This is a genomic window from Salmonella sp. SJTUF15570 (assembly GCF_043357055.1).
GTDB lineage: Bacteria > Pseudomonadota > Gammaproteobacteria > Enterobacterales > Enterobacteriaceae > Salmonella > Salmonella enterica.
Genome location: NZ_JBEUKJ010000007.1, coordinates 17527 through 32758, shown reverse-complemented (window position 1 = coordinate 32758; position 15232 = coordinate 17527). Strand labels below are relative to the sequence as shown.

The window sequence follows — 15232 nt, the reverse complement described above, 5'->3', positions numbered from 1 at the left end:
CTGATGAATATTGCCCACAAAGGATAGCGTGATGAAACTTGCCGCCTTCGCTCTGACGCTGATACCCGGTATCGCGATCGCCTCATCATGGACCTCACCCGGTTTTCCGACGTTCTCGACGCAGGAAACCGGGCGCTTTACCAGCCATGCTGCATTAACAAAAGGTACACGCGCGTTAACGCTCCATATTGACCAGCAGTGCTGGCAGCCCTCCGGCGCCATAAAACTCAACCAAATGTTGTCGTTAAAACCCTGCGAAGGCGCGCCACCGCAATGGCGTTTGTTTAAAGATGGCGACTATACGATAACGGTAGATACCCGCTCCGGTACGCCGACCCTGTTGTTATCGATAAAAACTGAACCTGAGCGCACCGCGCAGCTCGCCTACCAGTGTCCCGTCTGGGATGGTTCGCCGCTCACGCTGGATGTTCGCCAGACCTTTCCGGAAGGGACGGTAGTGCGCGATTATTACAGTGGTCAAACCGATACCGTCCAAAACGGGCAAATCACGCTGCAACCTGCCGACAGCCACGGGCTTTTATTGCTGGAACGCGCGGAAACCCATGCGTCGGCGCCTTTTAACTGGCGCAACGCCACCGTTTATTTTGTGCTTACGGATCGCTTTCGCAATGGCGATCCAACCAATGACCACAGCTATGGTCGCCATAAGGATGGTATGCAAGAGATTGGCACTTTCCACGGCGGCGATTTGCGTGGGTTGACGAGTCAACTGGACTATCTACAGCAATTAGGCGTGAACGCCTTGTGGATAAGCTCGCCGTTTGAACAGATCCACGGCTGGGTCGGCGGCGGGACAAAAGGCGATTTTCCTCATTACGCCTATCACGGCTATTACACTCAGGACTGGACGACACTGGATGCCAACATGGGCAGCGAAGCCGATCTCCGCGCACTGGTCGACGGCGCGCACCAGCGCGGCATCCGTATTTTATTTGACGTAGTAATGAATCATGCCGGTTACGCCACGCTGGCGGATATGCAGGAGTATCAGTTCGGCGCGCTCTATTTATCCGGCGCGGAACGGCAAAAAATTCTCGGCGATCGCTGGACAAACTGGCGACCGGCCACCGGACAAAGCTGGCACAGCTTTAACGACTACATCAACTTCAGCGACAGCGCCGCCTGGGAAAAATGGTGGGGGAAAAAGTGGATTCGTACCGATATTGGCGACTACGACAGTCCGGGATTTGACGATTTAACCCTGTCGCTGGCCTTCCTGCCGGATATAAAAACGGAATCTACCACGCCTTCCGGCCTACCCGCGTTCTATGCCAACAAACCCGATACTAAAGCAAAGTTCATTGAAGGCTATACGCCACGGGATTATCTGACTCACTGGTTAAGCCAGTGGGTGCATGATTACGGCATTGACGGGTTCCGGGTCGATACTGCCAAAAACGTTGAGCTTCCTGCCTGGCAACAGCTAAAAACCCAGGCCAGCGCGGCGTTACATGAATGGAAGCAGGCCAATCCGGACAAAGCGCTGGATGATAGCCCGTTCTGGATGACTGGCGAAGCGTGGGGCCACGGCGTCATGAAAAGTGATTATTATCGCTATGGTTTCGACGCGATGATCAATTTTGATTATCAGGAGCAGGCGGCGAAAGCGGTCGATTGCCTGGCGGAAATGGGGCCAGTCTGGCAGCAGATGGCGGATAAAATGCAGGATTTCAACGTATTAAGTTACCTCTCCTCGCATGATACGCGCCTTTTCCGTGAGGGCGGTGATAAGGCGGCGGAACTGCTGCTGCTTTCGCCGGGCGCGGTGCAGATCTTTTACGGCGATGAATCCGCTCGTCCCTTCGGCCCCACCGGCTCCGACCCGCTGCAAGGCACCCGTTCAGATATGAACTGGCAGGACGTGAGCGGAAAGTCAGCCGCAGCCGTCGCGCACTGGCAGCGTATTAGCCAGTTCCGCGCCAGACATCCCGCCATCGGCGCAGGCCAACAAACCACGCTGACGCTAAAACACGGGTACGGTTTTGTACGCCAGTACGGCGACGATACGGTGATGGTCGTCTGGGCGGGCCGCCGCTAATCGTGGCGCTACCGGTCTCCTCGCGTACCGGTAGCCCCTTCAAAATAAAAAACTAACCTGATAAAAATTTGTAGCATAAAACATCAACACCACCGCCTGACCCCCATTTGCGCCCCGCCATTTGTAGCGTTATGGTTATCCACTTTGACAGACAGTTCGATAGATCACCCGTTATGACATTTTCACTTTTCGGCGATAAATTTACCCGCCATTCAGGCATTACCCGCCTGATGGAGGATCTCAACGACGGCTTACGCACGCCAGGCGCCATCATGCTTGGCGGCGGTAACCCGGCACACATCCCTGCAATGCAGGATTATTTCCAGACGCTACTGACAGAGATGGTAGAAAGCGGCAAAGCCGCTGATGCGCTTTGTAATTATGACGGTCCCCAGGGAAAAACGGCGCTACTGAATGCACTGGCCGTACTGCTACGTGAAACGCTGGGATGGGATATCGAACCACAGAATATTGCGCTGACAAATGGCAGTCAGAGCGCGTTTTTCTACTTATTTAATCTCTTCGCCGGACGTCGCGCCGACAGCAGTACGAAAAAGGTACTATTCCCGCTTGCGCCGGAATACATTGGCTATGCAGATTCCGGTCTGGAAGACGACCTCTTCGTTTCGGCGCGCCCAAATATTGAACTGCTGCCGGAAGGCCAGTTTAAGTATCACGTCGATTTTGAGCATCTGCACATCGGCGAAGAAACGGGGATGATTTGCGTCTCGCGCCCGACCAACCCAACCGGTAACGTTATCACCGATGAAGAGCTGATGAAGCTGGACAGACTGGCGAATCAGCACAACATCCCACTGGTGATTGATAACGCTTATGGCGTACCGTTTCCGGGCATTATCTTTAGCGAGGCGCGCCCGCTGTGGAACCCCAATATTATCCTATGCATGAGCCTCTCGAAGCTGGGGCTGCCCGGTTCCCGCTGCGGGATTATCATCGCCAATGATAAGACGATTTCCGCCATTGCCAACATGAACGGCATTATCAGCCTTGCGCCCGGCGGCATGGGTCCGGCGATGATGTGCGAAATGATTAAGCGTAACGATCTGCTGCGGCTGTCGGAAACGGTTATCAAACCTTTCTACTATCAGCGCGTTCAACAGACTATCGCGATCATTCGTCGTTATTTATCCGAAGAACGCTGCCTGATTCATAAACCGGAAGGCGCAATATTTTTGTGGCTGTGGTTTAAAGATCTGCCGATTACCACCGAGCTACTCTATCAACGCTTGAAAGCGCGCGGCGTGCTGATGGTGCCGGGCCACTATTTCTTTCCCGGACTGGATAAACCCTGGCCGCACACACACCAGTGTATGCGGATGAACTACGTGCCTGAACCGGACAAAATCGAGGCGGGCGTAAAAATTCTTGCAGAAGAGATAGAACGCGCCTGGCGTGAAGGCTGACGGTTATTCCGGCCATCATGCAGGCCGGAACGACGTTCAGAAAGGTTGAGAATAGAGGCGCTGGCGCTGCACGTGTGCTGCGTCAACGCACTGTAACGCACTGGTCGGGCAGGCTTCCACGCACGCCGGCCCCGCTTCCCGATGCCAGCAAAGATCGCATTTAATCGCCTGCGCGCCTGACGCGGACGCCACCACGGTCATCGCGCCAAACGGGCAAGCCAGCATACAGCTTTTACAACCAATGCAGCGCGATGGCGTCACGAAGATATGCCCCCGATCACGGCGAATCGCCTGTACCGGACAGACATTCGCGCACGGCGCGTCCTCACACTGATGGCAGACCGTGGCCGTGGTGAAGCAATCCTCTTTTATCACCCGGATACGCGGCACAAAGTCCGCCGTCGTCACCGCCGCGCTATTCTGCTGCTCCTGATGCGACACCACGCAGGCGACCTCGCAGGTACGACACCCGATACACGCCGACGCATCCGCCATAATAAACCGGTTCATTGTTCTCCCCCTGCGTTAAAACGCCAGAATGCCAGAGAGCCATTCCCCGCCGCTTTGATCCCACTACGCAAACGGACAAATTTTGTCAGATGCCTGATAAAACCTGGCGAGCTGTCTTATTCGCGAACGGTAAATCCCAGCTCATTAGAGATAGCCTGTGCGGTTTCACGCAACGGTTTGAGCAGATTTTTCTCGCCGATCTGTTTTAGCCGTGACGTCGACAGTGAAATAGAAATGGCGTAAGGCACTCGATGGTGAATATCAAACACAGGCACAGCAATACAGGAAACGCCCAGTTCATTTTCTTCGCGATCCATCGCCATGCTGGTTTCACGAATTTGCGCCAGCTCATCGTACATTGCTGGTAAATCGGTAATGGTATTACGAGTCAGCGGCTGGATCTGATCTTTATGGCTTTCCCAGTAAGACGCCACATAATCCGGCTGACCAAACGCCATATAAATTTTCCCCATCGCCGAGCAGTACAGCGGCATATGCTGGCCAATGTAGGCACGCGTGCGCAGCATACCGGTGGTCGGTTCCAGCTTATAAATCAGGATAGCGTGATCATCTTCACGGCTGGAAAAATTCACCGTCTCGCCGGTGGCCAGGTTGAGCGCCTCAAGGTGCGGTGCCGCAACGTGGATGATATTCAGCGATGACAGGGCTTTTTGGCCGACGGCAATAAACTTTGTCGTCAGACGGTAGCTTCCGGCCGCCGGCGCTGGCGTCACGTATCCGCAGGATTGAAGCCCCTGCAACAAACGATGGACGGTACTCTTGTTCAACCCCGCCAGCTCCGACAGGTGCGCCAGCGGGCAACCGTTCGGGTAGTTACTCAAAATTTCTATCAACATCAGGCCACGAAACAGGCTCTGACTCCCCGCAGGCTTCTCTTTATCGTTGTTCTGGCTCATCAGAAAACTCTCTCCTTTCTTGGGCGATCAGATGGTAGCTCAAAGTGTGTTGCAGTTCACGATATCAGCATAAAAAACATAACCCAATGATTTTAATCGTTTTTAAAAACCTTCTCTGGCGTTGCCATGTCAATTTTTGATCTATATATTTGGAACTACATTTCGCATTATGAAATTTATCGACAAAAAAACATACTAAAATTTCTAACAATCGACCAGGAGAACAGGGATGAAAGTAGCTTTCGAAGAGTTAAAAGGGGCCTTCTACCGCGTCTTGCGGTCGCGGAATATTGCGGAAGATACCGCCGACGAGTGCGCGGAAATGTTCGCTCGCACCACCGAGTCCGGTGTCTATTCCCACGGCGTGAACCGCTTTCCCCGCTTCATTCAGCAACTGGATAACGGCGACATTATTCCTGATGCTAAACCGCAGCGGGTTACCAGCCTCGGCGCCATCGAACAGTGGGATGCTCAGCGCGCTATCGGCAACCTGACGGCGAAAAAGATGATGGACCGGGCCATCGAGCTGGCTTCCAATCATGGTATTGGCCTGGTGGCGTTACGTAATGCTAACCACTGGATGCGCGGCGGCAGCTACGGCTGGCAGGCGGCGGAAAAAGGCTATATCGGCATTTGCTGGACCAACTCCATCGCCGTCATGCCGCCGTGGGGCGCGAAAGAGTGTCGTATCGGTACCAATCCGCTGATCGTCGCCATCCCGTCTACGCCGATCACGATGGTGGATATGTCGATGTCGATGTTCTCCTACGGAATGTTAGAAGTTAACCGTCTGGCGGGCCGCGAACTGCCGGTGGATGGCGGTTTCGACGATAACGGTCAGTTGACCAAAGAACCGGGCGTTATCGAGAAAAATCGCCGCATTTTACCGATGGGTTACTGGAAAGGATCTGGTCTGTCGATTGTGCTGGACATGATTGCCACCCTGCTTTCCAACGGCTCTTCCGTTGCCGAAGTGACCCAGGAAAACAGCGATGAATATGGCGTTTCGCAGATTTTCATCGCCATAGAAGTGGATAAGTTGATCGATGGTGCAACCCGCGACGCCAAACTGCAGCGGATTATGGATTTCATCACCACCGCTGAACGCGCCGACGACAACGTCGCGATTCGGCTGCCCGGCCACGAATTTACCAAACTGCTGGATGACAACCGCCGTCACGGTATCACCATTGACGACAGCGTCTGGGCTAAAATTCAGGCGCTGTAAGGAGCCACATCATGATTTTTGGACATATCGCGCAGCCTGATCCGTGCCGGTTACCGTCGGCCATAGAGCAGGCGCTCGATTTCCTGCGTAATACGGACTTTCGCACGCTCGAACCCGGCGTAGTGGAAATCGACGGCAAAAATATCTTCGCGCAGATTATCGATATGACCACCCGCGATGCTGCTGAAAATCGTCCGGAAGTCCATCGCCGCTATCTGGATATTCAGTTTCTGGCATGGGGCGAAGAGAAAATTGGAGTTGCCATTGATACCGGTAATAATCAAATCAGCGAGTCATTATTAGAACAGCGCGATATTATTTTTTATCACGACAGTGAACATGAATCATTCATTGAAATGATACCGGGAAGTTATGCCCTGTTTTTCCCGCAGGATGTTCATCGTCCCGGTTGTAATAAAAGCATTGCTACGCCGATACGGAAAATAGTCGTAAAAGTCGCCATAGACGTTTTATAAAATAGAGTTTACTGGAGCACAAAATGAAAAATAATACCGGTTATATTATCGGTGCGTACCCTTGTGCACCCTCATTTCACCAGAAGAGTGAAGAGGAAGAGACGGAATTCTGGCGGCAACTCTCTGATACTCCGGATATCCGGGGGCTGGAGCAGCCTTGTCTTGAACATCTTCACCCGCTCGGCGACGAGTGGTTATTGCGCCATACACCGGGAAACTGGCAAATCGTGGTCACCGCGATAATGGAAACCATGCGCCGCCGTAGCGAAAACGGCGGTTTTGGATTAGCGTCCAGTGACGAGGAACAGCGTAAAGCCTGCGTGGAATACTACCGTCATCTTTATCAGAAGATAAATAAACTCAATGCGAAAACCCCCGGCAAAGTTATAGCCCTTGAGCTTCATGCCGCCCCACTGGCGGGCAATCCGAACGTAGCGCAGGCAACCGACGCCTTTGCGCGCTCATTAAAAGAGATTGCCAACTGGGACTGGTCCTGCGACCTGGTGCTTGAACACTGCGACGCGATGACCGGCCCCGCACCGCGCAAAGGATTCTTACCGTTGGTAAACGTACTGGAAACTATTGCCGACTATGACATAAGCGTCTGTATTAACTGGGCGCGCTCGGCTATTGAAGGGCGGGATACCTCTCTACCACTGATCCACACGCAGCAGGCCAAACAGGCTGGAAAACTCGGGGCGCTGATGTTCTCCGGTACAACGCTGGATGGAGAATACGGCGAATGGCAGGACCTCCATGCTCCGTTTGCACCTTTCTGTCCACAAAGTCTGATGACGGAGAAACATGTTCAAGAACTCATTACCGCCGCCGCTCCCGAACTGTTGCAGTTTACCGGTATTAAATTGTTGGAAATCAATGCCAGCGCCGATATTAATCACCGCATAAATATATTACGCGATGGTATTAACATGATGAAAAAGGCCACACGCCGCTAACCTGAATTAAACATCATCACCTTAATCCTCGGCCTGCAACTCAACGTTGCGCCGACCTAATATAAACCAAACATAAGAAATTAAGTTCCACTATTCAGCATCGAAAGAGATAAGTTTCTATAACCTGATGGAGTCGTTATGAAGCGGGTACTTGAGGGCATACTTGCGGTATTAATTGCCGTACTTTCCTGCATTGTATTTATTAACGTTATTTTACGTTACGGTTTTGAGAGCAGTATTTTGTCGGTAGATGAACTATCACGTTATCTATTTGTATGGCTGACGTTTATTGGCGCCATCGTTGCATTTATGGATAACGCTCACGTTCAGGTCACTTTTGTGGTGGAAAAACTTTCGCCAGCGAATCAGCGTCGTCTCTCGCTGCTGACGCATTCGCTGATTTTATTGTTATGCCTCGCATTAGGCTGGGGCAGCCTGCAAAAAGCGTTGCAGGACTGGAGCGATCACTCGCCAATCCTCGATTTACCGATCGGCCTGATGTATATCGCCTGTCTGCCCACAAGCGTTGCCATCGCGTTAATCGAGCTGCGTCGGCTTTATCACTTAATAACGCGTAACGATTCCTTTCAACAACCACAGCAAGGAGCCTAATCATGGCCGTGGTGATATTTCTCTGCTGCCTGCTCGGCGGGATCGCGATAGGTTTACCCATCGCCTGGTCGCTGCTGCTTTGCGGCGCTGCTCTGATGGCATACCTGGATATGTTTGACGTGCAGATTATGGCGCAAACCTTGGTTAACGGCGCGGACAGTTTCTCCCTGCTGGCCATTCCCTTTTTTGTTTTGGCCGGTGAAATCATGAACGCGGGCGGCCTGTCAAAGCGAATTGTCGACCTGCCGATGAAGCTGGTCGGCCATAAGCCCGGCGGCCTGGGCTACGTGGGCGTCATTGCGGCAATGATTATGGCCAGCCTTTCCGGCTCTGCGGTAGCAGATACCGCTGCGGTCGCCGCGCTGCTGGTGCCGATGATGCGTTCCGCAAACTATCCGATCAACCGCTCCGTTGGGTTAATCGCTTCCGGCGGGATCATTGCGCCAATTATTCCGCCCTCGATTCCTTTTATTATCTTCGGCGTTTCCAGCGGCTTGTCGATCAGCAAGCTGTTTATGGCCGGGATCGCACCGGGCATCATGATGGGCGCGGCGCTTATGCTCACCTGGTGGTGGCAGGCCGGGCGATTAAATCTCCCTTCTCAGCCCAAAGCAACACCGCGTGAAATCTGGCAATCATTGGTTTCAGGTATCTGGGCGCTGTTTTTACCGGTGATTATTATCGGCGGCTTCCGTTCCGGACTTTTCACGCCAACGGAGGCAGGGGCGGTCGCCGCGTTTTACGCCCTGTTTGTCGCCGTGGTTATCTATCGGGAATTAACGTTTTCCAGTCTCTACCACGTGCTGGTCAATGCCGCCAAAACGACGTCAGTCGTCATGTTTCTGGTGGCCGCGGCCCAGGTATCCGCCTGGCTGATTACGATCGCGGAATTACCCATGATGGTGTCAGATTTGCTGCAGCCGCTGGTCGACTCTCCGCGACTCTTATTTATCGTCATTATGATCTCAATTATGGTCGTCGGTATGGTGATGGATTTAACGCCAACGGTGTTAATTCTTACCCCTGTATTATTGCCATTAGTTAAAGAAGCCAATATTGACCCGATTTATTTCGGCGTCATGTTCATTATTAACTGCTCTATTGGATTAATCACACCGCCCGTTGGCAACGTCCTCAACGTTATTTCCGGGGTAGCAAAATTGAAATTTGATGACGCGGTAAGAGGCGTATTCCCTTACGTTGTCGTACTGATGTCGCTGCTGGTTTTATTTATTTTTATTCCCGAGCTAATTATCACACCGCTTAAATGGATTAATTAAAGGATAATATTATGAAATTACACGTTATTGCTCGTTCATTATTGATAGCTGGTCTGACGGTTTTCAGCGTGTCGTCTCTGGCGGCGCAATCTTTACGTTTTGGTTATGAAACACCGCAAACTGACTCCCAACATATTGCCGCGAAAAAATTTAACGAATTATTAAAAGAAAAAACCAACGGCGAATTAACGCTAAAACTCTTTCCTGACAGCACATTAGGTAACGCCCAGGCAATGATCAGCGGGGTGCGCGGCGGAACCATTGATATGGAAATGTCCGGTTCGAACAATTTCACCGGTCTGGCCCCTGTATTCAACTTACTTGATGTCCCCTTCCTGTTTCGCGATACCGCGCATGCGCATAAAACGCTCGACGGTAAAGTCGGCGATGAACTGAAAAAATCACTCGATTCAAAAGGGTTAAAAGTCCTCGCCTACTGGGAAAACGGCTGGCGCGACGTCACCAACTCCCGCGCGCCGGTAAAAACGCCGGACGATTTGAAAGGCTTAAAAATCCGCACTAACAACAGCCCAATGAATATCGCGGCCTTTAAAATCTTCGGCGCGAACCCTATTCCGATGCCATTCTCCGAAGTCTATACCGGCCTCGAAACCCGTACAATTGATGCCCAGGAACACCCTATCAACGTCGTGTGGTCAGCGAAATTCTATGAGGTACAGAAATACCTCTCCCTCACTCATCACGCCTATTCGCCTCTGCTGCTGGTGATCAATAAAGCCAAATTCGACGCTTTAAGCCCGCAGTTCCAGGAGGCACTGCTGAGTTCCGCCAAAGAGGCGGGTGACTATCAGCGCAAACTGGTCGCCGAAGATCAGCAAAAAATTATCGATGGCATGAAAGAAGCCGGAGTTGAAGTCCTGACCGATATCGACCGTAAAGCCTTCAGCGATGCGCTGGGCAGCCAGGTGCGCGATATGTTCCTGAAAGACAACCCGCAGGGCGCTGACCTCCTGAAAGCCGTGGACGAGGTGCAATAAGTCATGAGCAACTACTGGCTGGGGTTAGATTGTGGTGGGAGTTGGCTAAAAGCCGGGTTGTACGATGGCGCAGGCCGGGAAGTAGCGGTGCAACGCCTGCCGCTGCACGCTTTAAGCCCGCAGCCAGGCTGGGTTGAACGCGATATGACCGAACTGTGGCAACAGTGCGGCTCGGTCATCAGCAAACTGCTGGCGCACACGGGGGTGAGCGGCTCACAAATCCGCGGTTTGGGTATTTCCGCTCAGGGCAAGGGCCTGTTCCTGTTAGATAAAAGCGATCGGCCATTAGGTAAAGCGATACTCTCTTCCGACCGTCGCGCCATGGAAATTGTCCAGCGCTGGCAAAAAGAAGCGGTTCCGCAAAAACTCTACCCGCTGACCCGGCAAACCCTGTGGACCGGGCATCCGGTCTCCCTTTTACGCTGGGTAAAAGAGAATGAGCCGCAGCGCTACGCGCAGATAGGCTGCGTCATGATGACGCATGACTATCTGCGCTGGTGCTTAACCGGCGTGAAAGGCTGTGAGGAGAGCAACATCTCCGAGTCCAACCTCTACAACATGGCGACGGGCCAGTACGACCCGCTTCTGACCGAGTGGCTGGGCATCAGTGAAATCGACAGCGCGCTGCCCCCCGTGGTGGGTTCAGCCGAAATATGCGGGGAGATCACCGCTCAGGCAGCCGCCATCACCGGTCTGGCGGCGGGTACCCCCGTCGTCGGCGGCCTGTTTGACGTGGTTTCCACCGCCCTTTGCGCCGGTATTGAGGATGAATCAACGCTCAATGCGGTGATGGGTACCTGGGCCGTCACCAGCGGCATCGCTCACGGCCTGCGCGACCATGAGACCCACCCTTACGTCTATGGCCGCTACGTCAATGACGGGCAGTATATCGTTCACGAAGCCAGCCCGACCTCCTCCGGCAACCTTGAATGGTTTACCGCCCAGTGGGGCTACCTCTCTTTTGACGAGATCAATCAGGCGGTCGCCAGCCTGCCGAAAGCCGGTAGCGACCTCTTTTTTCTGCCGTTTCTCTACGGCAGCAATGCCGGACTGGAGATGACCTGCGGCTTTTACGGCATGCAGGCGCTGCACACCCGCGCGCACCTGCTGCAGGCGATTTATGAAGGCGTGGTGTTCAGCCATATGACCCACCTCAACCGCATGCGTGAACGTTTTACCGACGTTTGCGCCCTGCGCGTTACCGGCGGCCCGGCCCACTCCGACGTCTGGATGCAGATGCTGGCGGACGTCAGCGGTTTACGCATTGAACTGCCGCAGGTGGAGGAGACCGGCTGCTTCGGCGCGGCGCTGGCAGCCCGCGTCGGCACCGGCGTATATCGCGATTTCCGCGAGGCCCAACGCGACCTGCAGCACCCGGTGCGCACGCTGCTGCCGGACATGACCGCACACGCCCTCTACCAGCGCAAATACCGCCAATACCAGGATTTGATTGAAGCACTACAGGGCTATCACGCCCGTATTAAGGAGCACGCATTATGAGCCGACCATTACTGCAACTGGCGCTCGACCACACCAGTCTGGAAGCAGCCCAACGCGATGTCGCCCTGCTACAGGATCATGTCGATATCGTTGAGGCCGGAACCATCCTTTGTTTAACCGAAGGCCTTAGCGCGGTGAAAGCCCTGCGAGCGCAGTGCCCGGAAAAAATCATCGTCGCCGACTGGAAAGTGGCCGATGCCGGTGAAACCCTGGCGCAGCAGGCTTTTGGCGCTGGCGCCAACTGGATGACTATCATCTGCGCCGCACCGCTCGCCACGGTCGAGAAAGGCCACGCCGTTGCCCAGTCCTGCGGCGGTGAAATTCAAATAGAACTGTTCGGCAACTGGACGCTGGACGACGCCCGAGACTGGTATCGCGTCGGGGTTCGCCAGGCGATTTACCACCGCGGACGCGACGCGCAGGCCAGCGGGCAGCAGTGGGGAGAAGCGGACCTGGCGCGTATGAAGGCGTTGTCCGACATCGGCCTTGAACTATCGATTACCGGCGGCATTACCCCAGCGGATCTGCCGCTGTTCCGCGACATTAACGTTAAGGCATTTATCGCCGGACGTGCGCTGGCGGGTGCCGCCCATCCGGCGCAGGTCGCAGCCGAATTCCACGCCCAAATTGACGCCATTTGGGGAGAAAAGCATGCGTAATCATCCATTAGGTATTTACGAGAAAGCACTGGCGAAAGATCTCAGTTGGCCAGAGCGGTTGGTGCTGGCAAAAAGCTGCGGTTTTGATTTTGTTGAGATGTCGGTGGATGAAACCGACGAACGTCTCTCACGCCTGGAGTGGACCTCGGCCCAACGCGCTTCGCTGGTGAACGCGATGCTGGAAAGCGGCGTCGCCATCCCGTCGATGTGCCTCTCCGCCCATCGTCGCTTCCCTTTTGGCAGCCGCGACGAAGCGGTACGCCAGCGGGCGCGTGAAATCATGACCAAAGCCATTCGCCTGGCGCGCGATCTCGGTATCCGCACCATCCAGTTGGCAGGTTACGACGTCTATTACGAAGAGCACGACGAAGGCACCCGGCAACGTTTCGCCGAAGGGCTGGCGTGGGCGGTGGAACAGGCCGCAGCGGCGCAGGTGATGCTGGCGGTGGAGATCATGGATACCGCCTTTATGAACTCCATCAGCAAGTGGAAAAAGTGGGACGAGATGCTTTCGTCACCGTGGTTCACCGTTTATCCAGACGTCGGCAACCTCAGCGCCTGGGGGAACGACGTGACCGCCGAGCTGAAGCTGGGGATTGACCGTATCGCCGCTATCCACCTGAAAGACACGCTGCCGGTGACCGGTGACAGCCCCGGCCAGTTCCGCGACGTGCCGTTTGGCGAAGGATGCGTTGATTTTGTTGGCATCTTCAAAACGCTGCATGAGCTGAACTATCGCGGTTCATTTCTGATTGAGATGTGGACAGAGAAATCCAGTGAGCCGGTGCTGGAAATTATCCAGGCCCGCCGCTGGATTGAATCACGGATGCAGGAAGGAGGTTTCACATGTTAGAGCAACTGAAAGCCGAGGTGCTAGCGGCAAACCTCGCGCTCCCGGCGCACGGGCTGGTCACCTTTACCTGGGGCAACGTCAGCGCGGTCGATGAGACGCGCAAGCTGATGGTCATTAAGCCTTCCGGCGTCGAATATGAGGTGATGACCGCCGACGATATGGTGGTGGTAGAGATCGCCAGCGGTGAGGTCGTTGAAGGCAACAAAAAACCGTCGTCCGATACCGCGACCCATCTGGCGCTCTATCGCCGCTATCCGCAGATCGGTGGGATCGTGCATACCCATTCCCGCCATGCGACGATCTGGTCGCAGGCCGGGCTCGATCTGCCCGCCTGGGGCACCACCCACGCCGACTATTTCTATGGCGCGATCCCCTGTACCCGACTGATGACCGTTGAGGAAATTAACGGCGAGTATGAGTATCAGACCGGCGAGGTGATTATTAAAACCTTTGAAGAGCGCGGTCTCGATCCGGCGCAAATCCCGGCGGTATTGGTTCATTCGCACGGCCCGTTTGCCTGGGGTAAAAATGCCGCCGATGCCGTCCACAACGCCGTGGTGCTTGAGGAGTGTGCCTATATGGGGCTGTTCTCGCGCCAGCTGGCCCCGCAGTTGCCGGATATGCAACCGGAATTGCTCGATAAACACTATCTGCGTAAACACGGCGCGAATGCCTATTACGGGCAGTAATATCGGCAGTCACAGCCTGTGTCGGATGGCGGCTGCGCCTTATCCGACCTACAAGATTTGCAATATCAATACGTTATGATGAACTCTTGTAGGCCCGATAAGCAAAGCGCCATCGGGCATTCAGTTTGCAACCGCGTTGTCAGAGGGCCAAAGATTATACTCAAGAATTAACGTGTTCCTTACTGTAGCGCCGCTTCCAGGCGGCGGGCGTCAGGCCGGTGTGTTTGCGGAAGATCTGGCGAAAGTAACCAACGTCATTAAAACCGCACCGTTCCGCCACCTCTTTTAACGAACGCGCGTCGCTAATCAGCAACTTTTCCGCCTCGCGCACCCGCTGGCGGTGGATGGCTTCCGTTAGCGTAAGGTGAAATACCCGCCGATAAACGCGTCCCAGATAATCCACATTGCAATGCAGTTCTTTCGCCAGAACCGCGCTGGAAAGCGGCAGGTGATAGTGCGTTCGAATCAGCTGCTGCGCTTTCCAGGCCAGCGACACGCCAGCGGCCTCGGCGTTTTCATTCTGCCGGGCGTCAACGGTGAGCTGCTGCAAAATCAGCAGCACGATGAACTCCAGCGCCGGACTGCGCTGGTGCTTTTCCTGCTCGTTCATAAACTGGCGAAAAAGCGCAATCAGCGCTTGCGGATCGGCAACCTGGGTATGCTGCGGCACGGAAAGATGCGTCAGCCAGCGCGGGTCGCTGTCCGGCGCTTTGACCTCAAAATGGAGCCAGTAAAATTTAAGATCGGCGGGAAACTCCTCAACGCCAATATGGCGGCGATGCGGCCAAAGCAACAGGCTTTCCCCGGCGTCGACACAGAAAACACATTCTTCTTCCTGAATTTTCAGGCAGCCTTTTTCCACAAATATAATTTCCCACGATTGCAGACGCCTGGCAGGATGACGCCCAATGCCGCGAGAAATAAATAATCCGCCGTTTTGGACTTTAATCGGTAATGTCATGGATAATTCGAGCATTAATATGTCATTTCCCGCTCATTCAGCACCGTATTTCATATTAGCTTTTGATTATTAACTAAAAATAGTCCTTTCACTCGATCCATCTCACATTT

Annotated in this window: 15 protein-coding genes; 12 read left to right on the top strand and 3 right to left on the bottom strand. The window is 54.1% G+C overall.

The annotated features are described in order from the left end of the window. Window positions 1-31 precede the first annotated feature (31 nt). Together ABVN44_RS15265 and avtA are read left to right on the top strand one after the other, a co-directional pair. Window positions 32-2059, top strand: coding sequence for an alpha-amylase (locus ABVN44_RS15265; RefSeq protein ID WP_023232387.1), 2028 nt, complete (start codon window positions 32-34; stop codon window positions 2057-2059). Window positions 2060-2232: 173 nt separating this feature from the next. Further along, on the top strand, window positions 2233-3483 hold the full coding sequence (gene avtA, locus ABVN44_RS15260) for a valine--pyruvate transaminase (protein WP_023232388.1): 1251 nt from the start codon (window positions 2233-2235) through the stop codon (window positions 3481-3483). Window positions 3484-3519: 36 nt separating this feature from the next. Here the strand turns inward: avtA and ABVN44_RS15255 are convergent, their stop codons facing one another. Next, window positions 3520-3993, bottom strand: a complete 474-nt coding sequence (locus ABVN44_RS15255) for a 4Fe-4S dicluster domain-containing protein (protein ID WP_001078811.1) — start codon at window positions 3991-3993, stop codon at window positions 3520-3522. Between the two features lie 116 nt (window positions 3994-4109). Beyond that, complete coding sequence (gene yiaJ / locus ABVN44_RS15250) at window positions 4110-4910, bottom strand: IclR family transcriptional regulator YiaJ (RefSeq protein ID WP_000081338.1); 801 nt, start codon at window positions 4908-4910, stop codon at window positions 4110-4112. A gap of 229 nt (window positions 4911-5139) precedes the next feature. On the opposite strand from yiaJ, the gene yiaK reads away from it, so the two are divergent. The 10 genes from yiaK to araD all read left to right on the top strand — a co-directional run bounded on the left by yiaK (window position 5140) and on the right by araD (window position 14161). Beyond that, on the top strand, window positions 5140-6138 hold the full coding sequence (gene yiaK / locus ABVN44_RS15245) for a 3-dehydro-L-gulonate 2-dehydrogenase (RefSeq protein ID WP_023232389.1): 999 nt from the start codon (window positions 5140-5142) through the stop codon (window positions 6136-6138). An 11-nt stretch (window positions 6139-6149) separates the two neighbouring features. Then, on the top strand, window positions 6150-6614 hold the full coding sequence (locus ABVN44_RS15240; RefSeq protein WP_000576056.1) for a YhcH/YjgK/YiaL family protein: 465 nt from the start codon (window positions 6150-6152) through the stop codon (window positions 6612-6614). Window positions 6615-6637: 23 nt separating this feature from the next. Then, window positions 6638-7570 (top strand): DUF4862 family protein, encoded by a 933-nt coding sequence (locus ABVN44_RS15235; protein WP_023181758.1) that lies wholly within the window; start codon window positions 6638-6640, stop codon window positions 7568-7570. A gap of 138 nt (window positions 7571-7708) precedes the next feature. Next, window positions 7709-8182: a 2,3-diketo-L-gulonate TRAP transporter small permease YiaM gene (gene yiaM, locus ABVN44_RS15230; RefSeq protein WP_023232390.1), complete on the top strand. Its 474-nt coding sequence runs from the start codon at window positions 7709-7711 to the stop codon at window positions 8180-8182. Between the two features lie 2 nt (window positions 8183-8184). After that, window positions 8185-9462, top strand: a complete 1278-nt coding sequence (yiaN, locus tag ABVN44_RS15225) for a 2,3-diketo-L-gulonate TRAP transporter large permease YiaN (protein WP_000301822.1) — start codon at window positions 8185-8187, stop codon at window positions 9460-9462. An 11-nt stretch (window positions 9463-9473) separates the two neighbouring features. Next, on the top strand, window positions 9474-10460 hold the full coding sequence (gene yiaO, locus ABVN44_RS15220) for a 2,3-diketo-L-gulonate TRAP transporter substrate-binding protein YiaO (protein ID WP_023232391.1): 987 nt from the start codon (window positions 9474-9476) through the stop codon (window positions 10458-10460). Window positions 10461-10463: 3 nt separating this feature from the next. Then, on the top strand, window positions 10464-11960 hold the full coding sequence (locus tag ABVN44_RS15215; RefSeq protein ID WP_023232392.1) for an FGGY-family carbohydrate kinase: 1497 nt from the start codon (window positions 10464-10466) through the stop codon (window positions 11958-11960). Continuing rightward, entirely contained in the window at window positions 11957-12619 is a 663-nt protein-coding gene (gene ulaD, locus ABVN44_RS15210; RefSeq protein WP_023232393.1) for a 3-keto-L-gulonate-6-phosphate decarboxylase UlaD, read from the top strand. Before ABVN44_RS15215 ends, ulaD begins: the two co-directional genes overlap by 4 nt. Then, window positions 12612-13472, top strand: coding sequence for an L-ribulose-5-phosphate 3-epimerase (locus ABVN44_RS15205; protein ID WP_023232394.1), 861 nt, complete (start codon window positions 12612-12614; stop codon window positions 13470-13472). The genes ulaD and ABVN44_RS15205 overlap by 8 nt, the downstream gene beginning before the upstream one ends. Then, a complete protein-coding gene (gene araD / locus ABVN44_RS15200) occupies window positions 13466-14161 on the top strand; it encodes an L-ribulose-5-phosphate 4-epimerase (protein ID WP_023232395.1) in 696 nt (231 codons plus the stop codon). Before ABVN44_RS15205 ends, araD begins: the two co-directional genes overlap by 7 nt. 160 nt (window positions 14162-14321) lie before the next feature. Here araD and ABVN44_RS15195 read toward each other — a convergent pair whose 3' ends face one another. Further along, window positions 14322-15137: an AraC family transcriptional regulator gene (locus ABVN44_RS15195; RefSeq protein ID WP_023232396.1), complete on the bottom strand. Its 816-nt coding sequence runs from the start codon at window positions 15135-15137 to the stop codon at window positions 14322-14324. Between the last annotated feature and the right edge of the window lie 95 nt (window positions 15138-15232).

What these genes read in the sequence shown, in the direction of transcription:
- ABVN44_RS15265 (WP_023232387.1), top strand. Translation starts at nt 32, where the DNA reads ATGAAACTTGCCGCCTTCGCTCTGACGCTGATACCCGGTATCGCGATC.
- avtA (WP_023232388.1), top strand. Translation starts at nt 2,233, where the DNA reads ATGACATTTTCACTTTTCGGCGATAAATTTACCCGCCATTCAGGCATT.
- ABVN44_RS15255 (WP_001078811.1), bottom strand. Translation starts at nt 3,993, where the DNA reads ATGAACCGGTTTATTATGGCGGATGCGTCGGCGTGTATCGGGTGTCGT.
- yiaJ (WP_000081338.1), bottom strand. Translation starts at nt 4,910, where the DNA reads ATGAGCCAGAACAACGATAAAGAGAAGCCTGCGGGGAGTCAGAGCCTG.
- yiaK (WP_023232389.1), top strand. Translation starts at nt 5,140, where the DNA reads ATGAAAGTAGCTTTCGAAGAGTTAAAAGGGGCCTTCTACCGCGTCTTG.
- ABVN44_RS15240 (WP_000576056.1), top strand. Translation starts at nt 6,150, where the DNA reads ATGATTTTTGGACATATCGCGCAGCCTGATCCGTGCCGGTTACCGTCG.
- ABVN44_RS15235 (WP_023181758.1), top strand. Translation starts at nt 6,638, where the DNA reads ATGAAAAATAATACCGGTTATATTATCGGTGCGTACCCTTGTGCACCC.
- yiaM (WP_023232390.1), top strand. Translation starts at nt 7,709, where the DNA reads ATGAAGCGGGTACTTGAGGGCATACTTGCGGTATTAATTGCCGTACTT.
- yiaN (WP_000301822.1), top strand. Translation starts at nt 8,185, where the DNA reads ATGGCCGTGGTGATATTTCTCTGCTGCCTGCTCGGCGGGATCGCGATA.
- yiaO (WP_023232391.1), top strand. Translation starts at nt 9,474, where the DNA reads ATGAAATTACACGTTATTGCTCGTTCATTATTGATAGCTGGTCTGACG.
- ABVN44_RS15215 (WP_023232392.1), top strand. Translation starts at nt 10,464, where the DNA reads ATGAGCAACTACTGGCTGGGGTTAGATTGTGGTGGGAGTTGGCTAAAA.
- ulaD (WP_023232393.1), top strand. Translation starts at nt 11,957, where the DNA reads ATGAGCCGACCATTACTGCAACTGGCGCTCGACCACACCAGTCTGGAA.
- ABVN44_RS15205 (WP_023232394.1), top strand. Translation starts at nt 12,612, where the DNA reads ATGCGTAATCATCCATTAGGTATTTACGAGAAAGCACTGGCGAAAGAT.
- araD (WP_023232395.1), top strand. Translation starts at nt 13,466, where the DNA reads ATGTTAGAGCAACTGAAAGCCGAGGTGCTAGCGGCAAACCTCGCGCTC.
- ABVN44_RS15195 (WP_023232396.1), bottom strand. Translation starts at nt 15,137, where the DNA reads ATGCTCGAATTATCCATGACATTACCGATTAAAGTCCAAAACGGCGGA.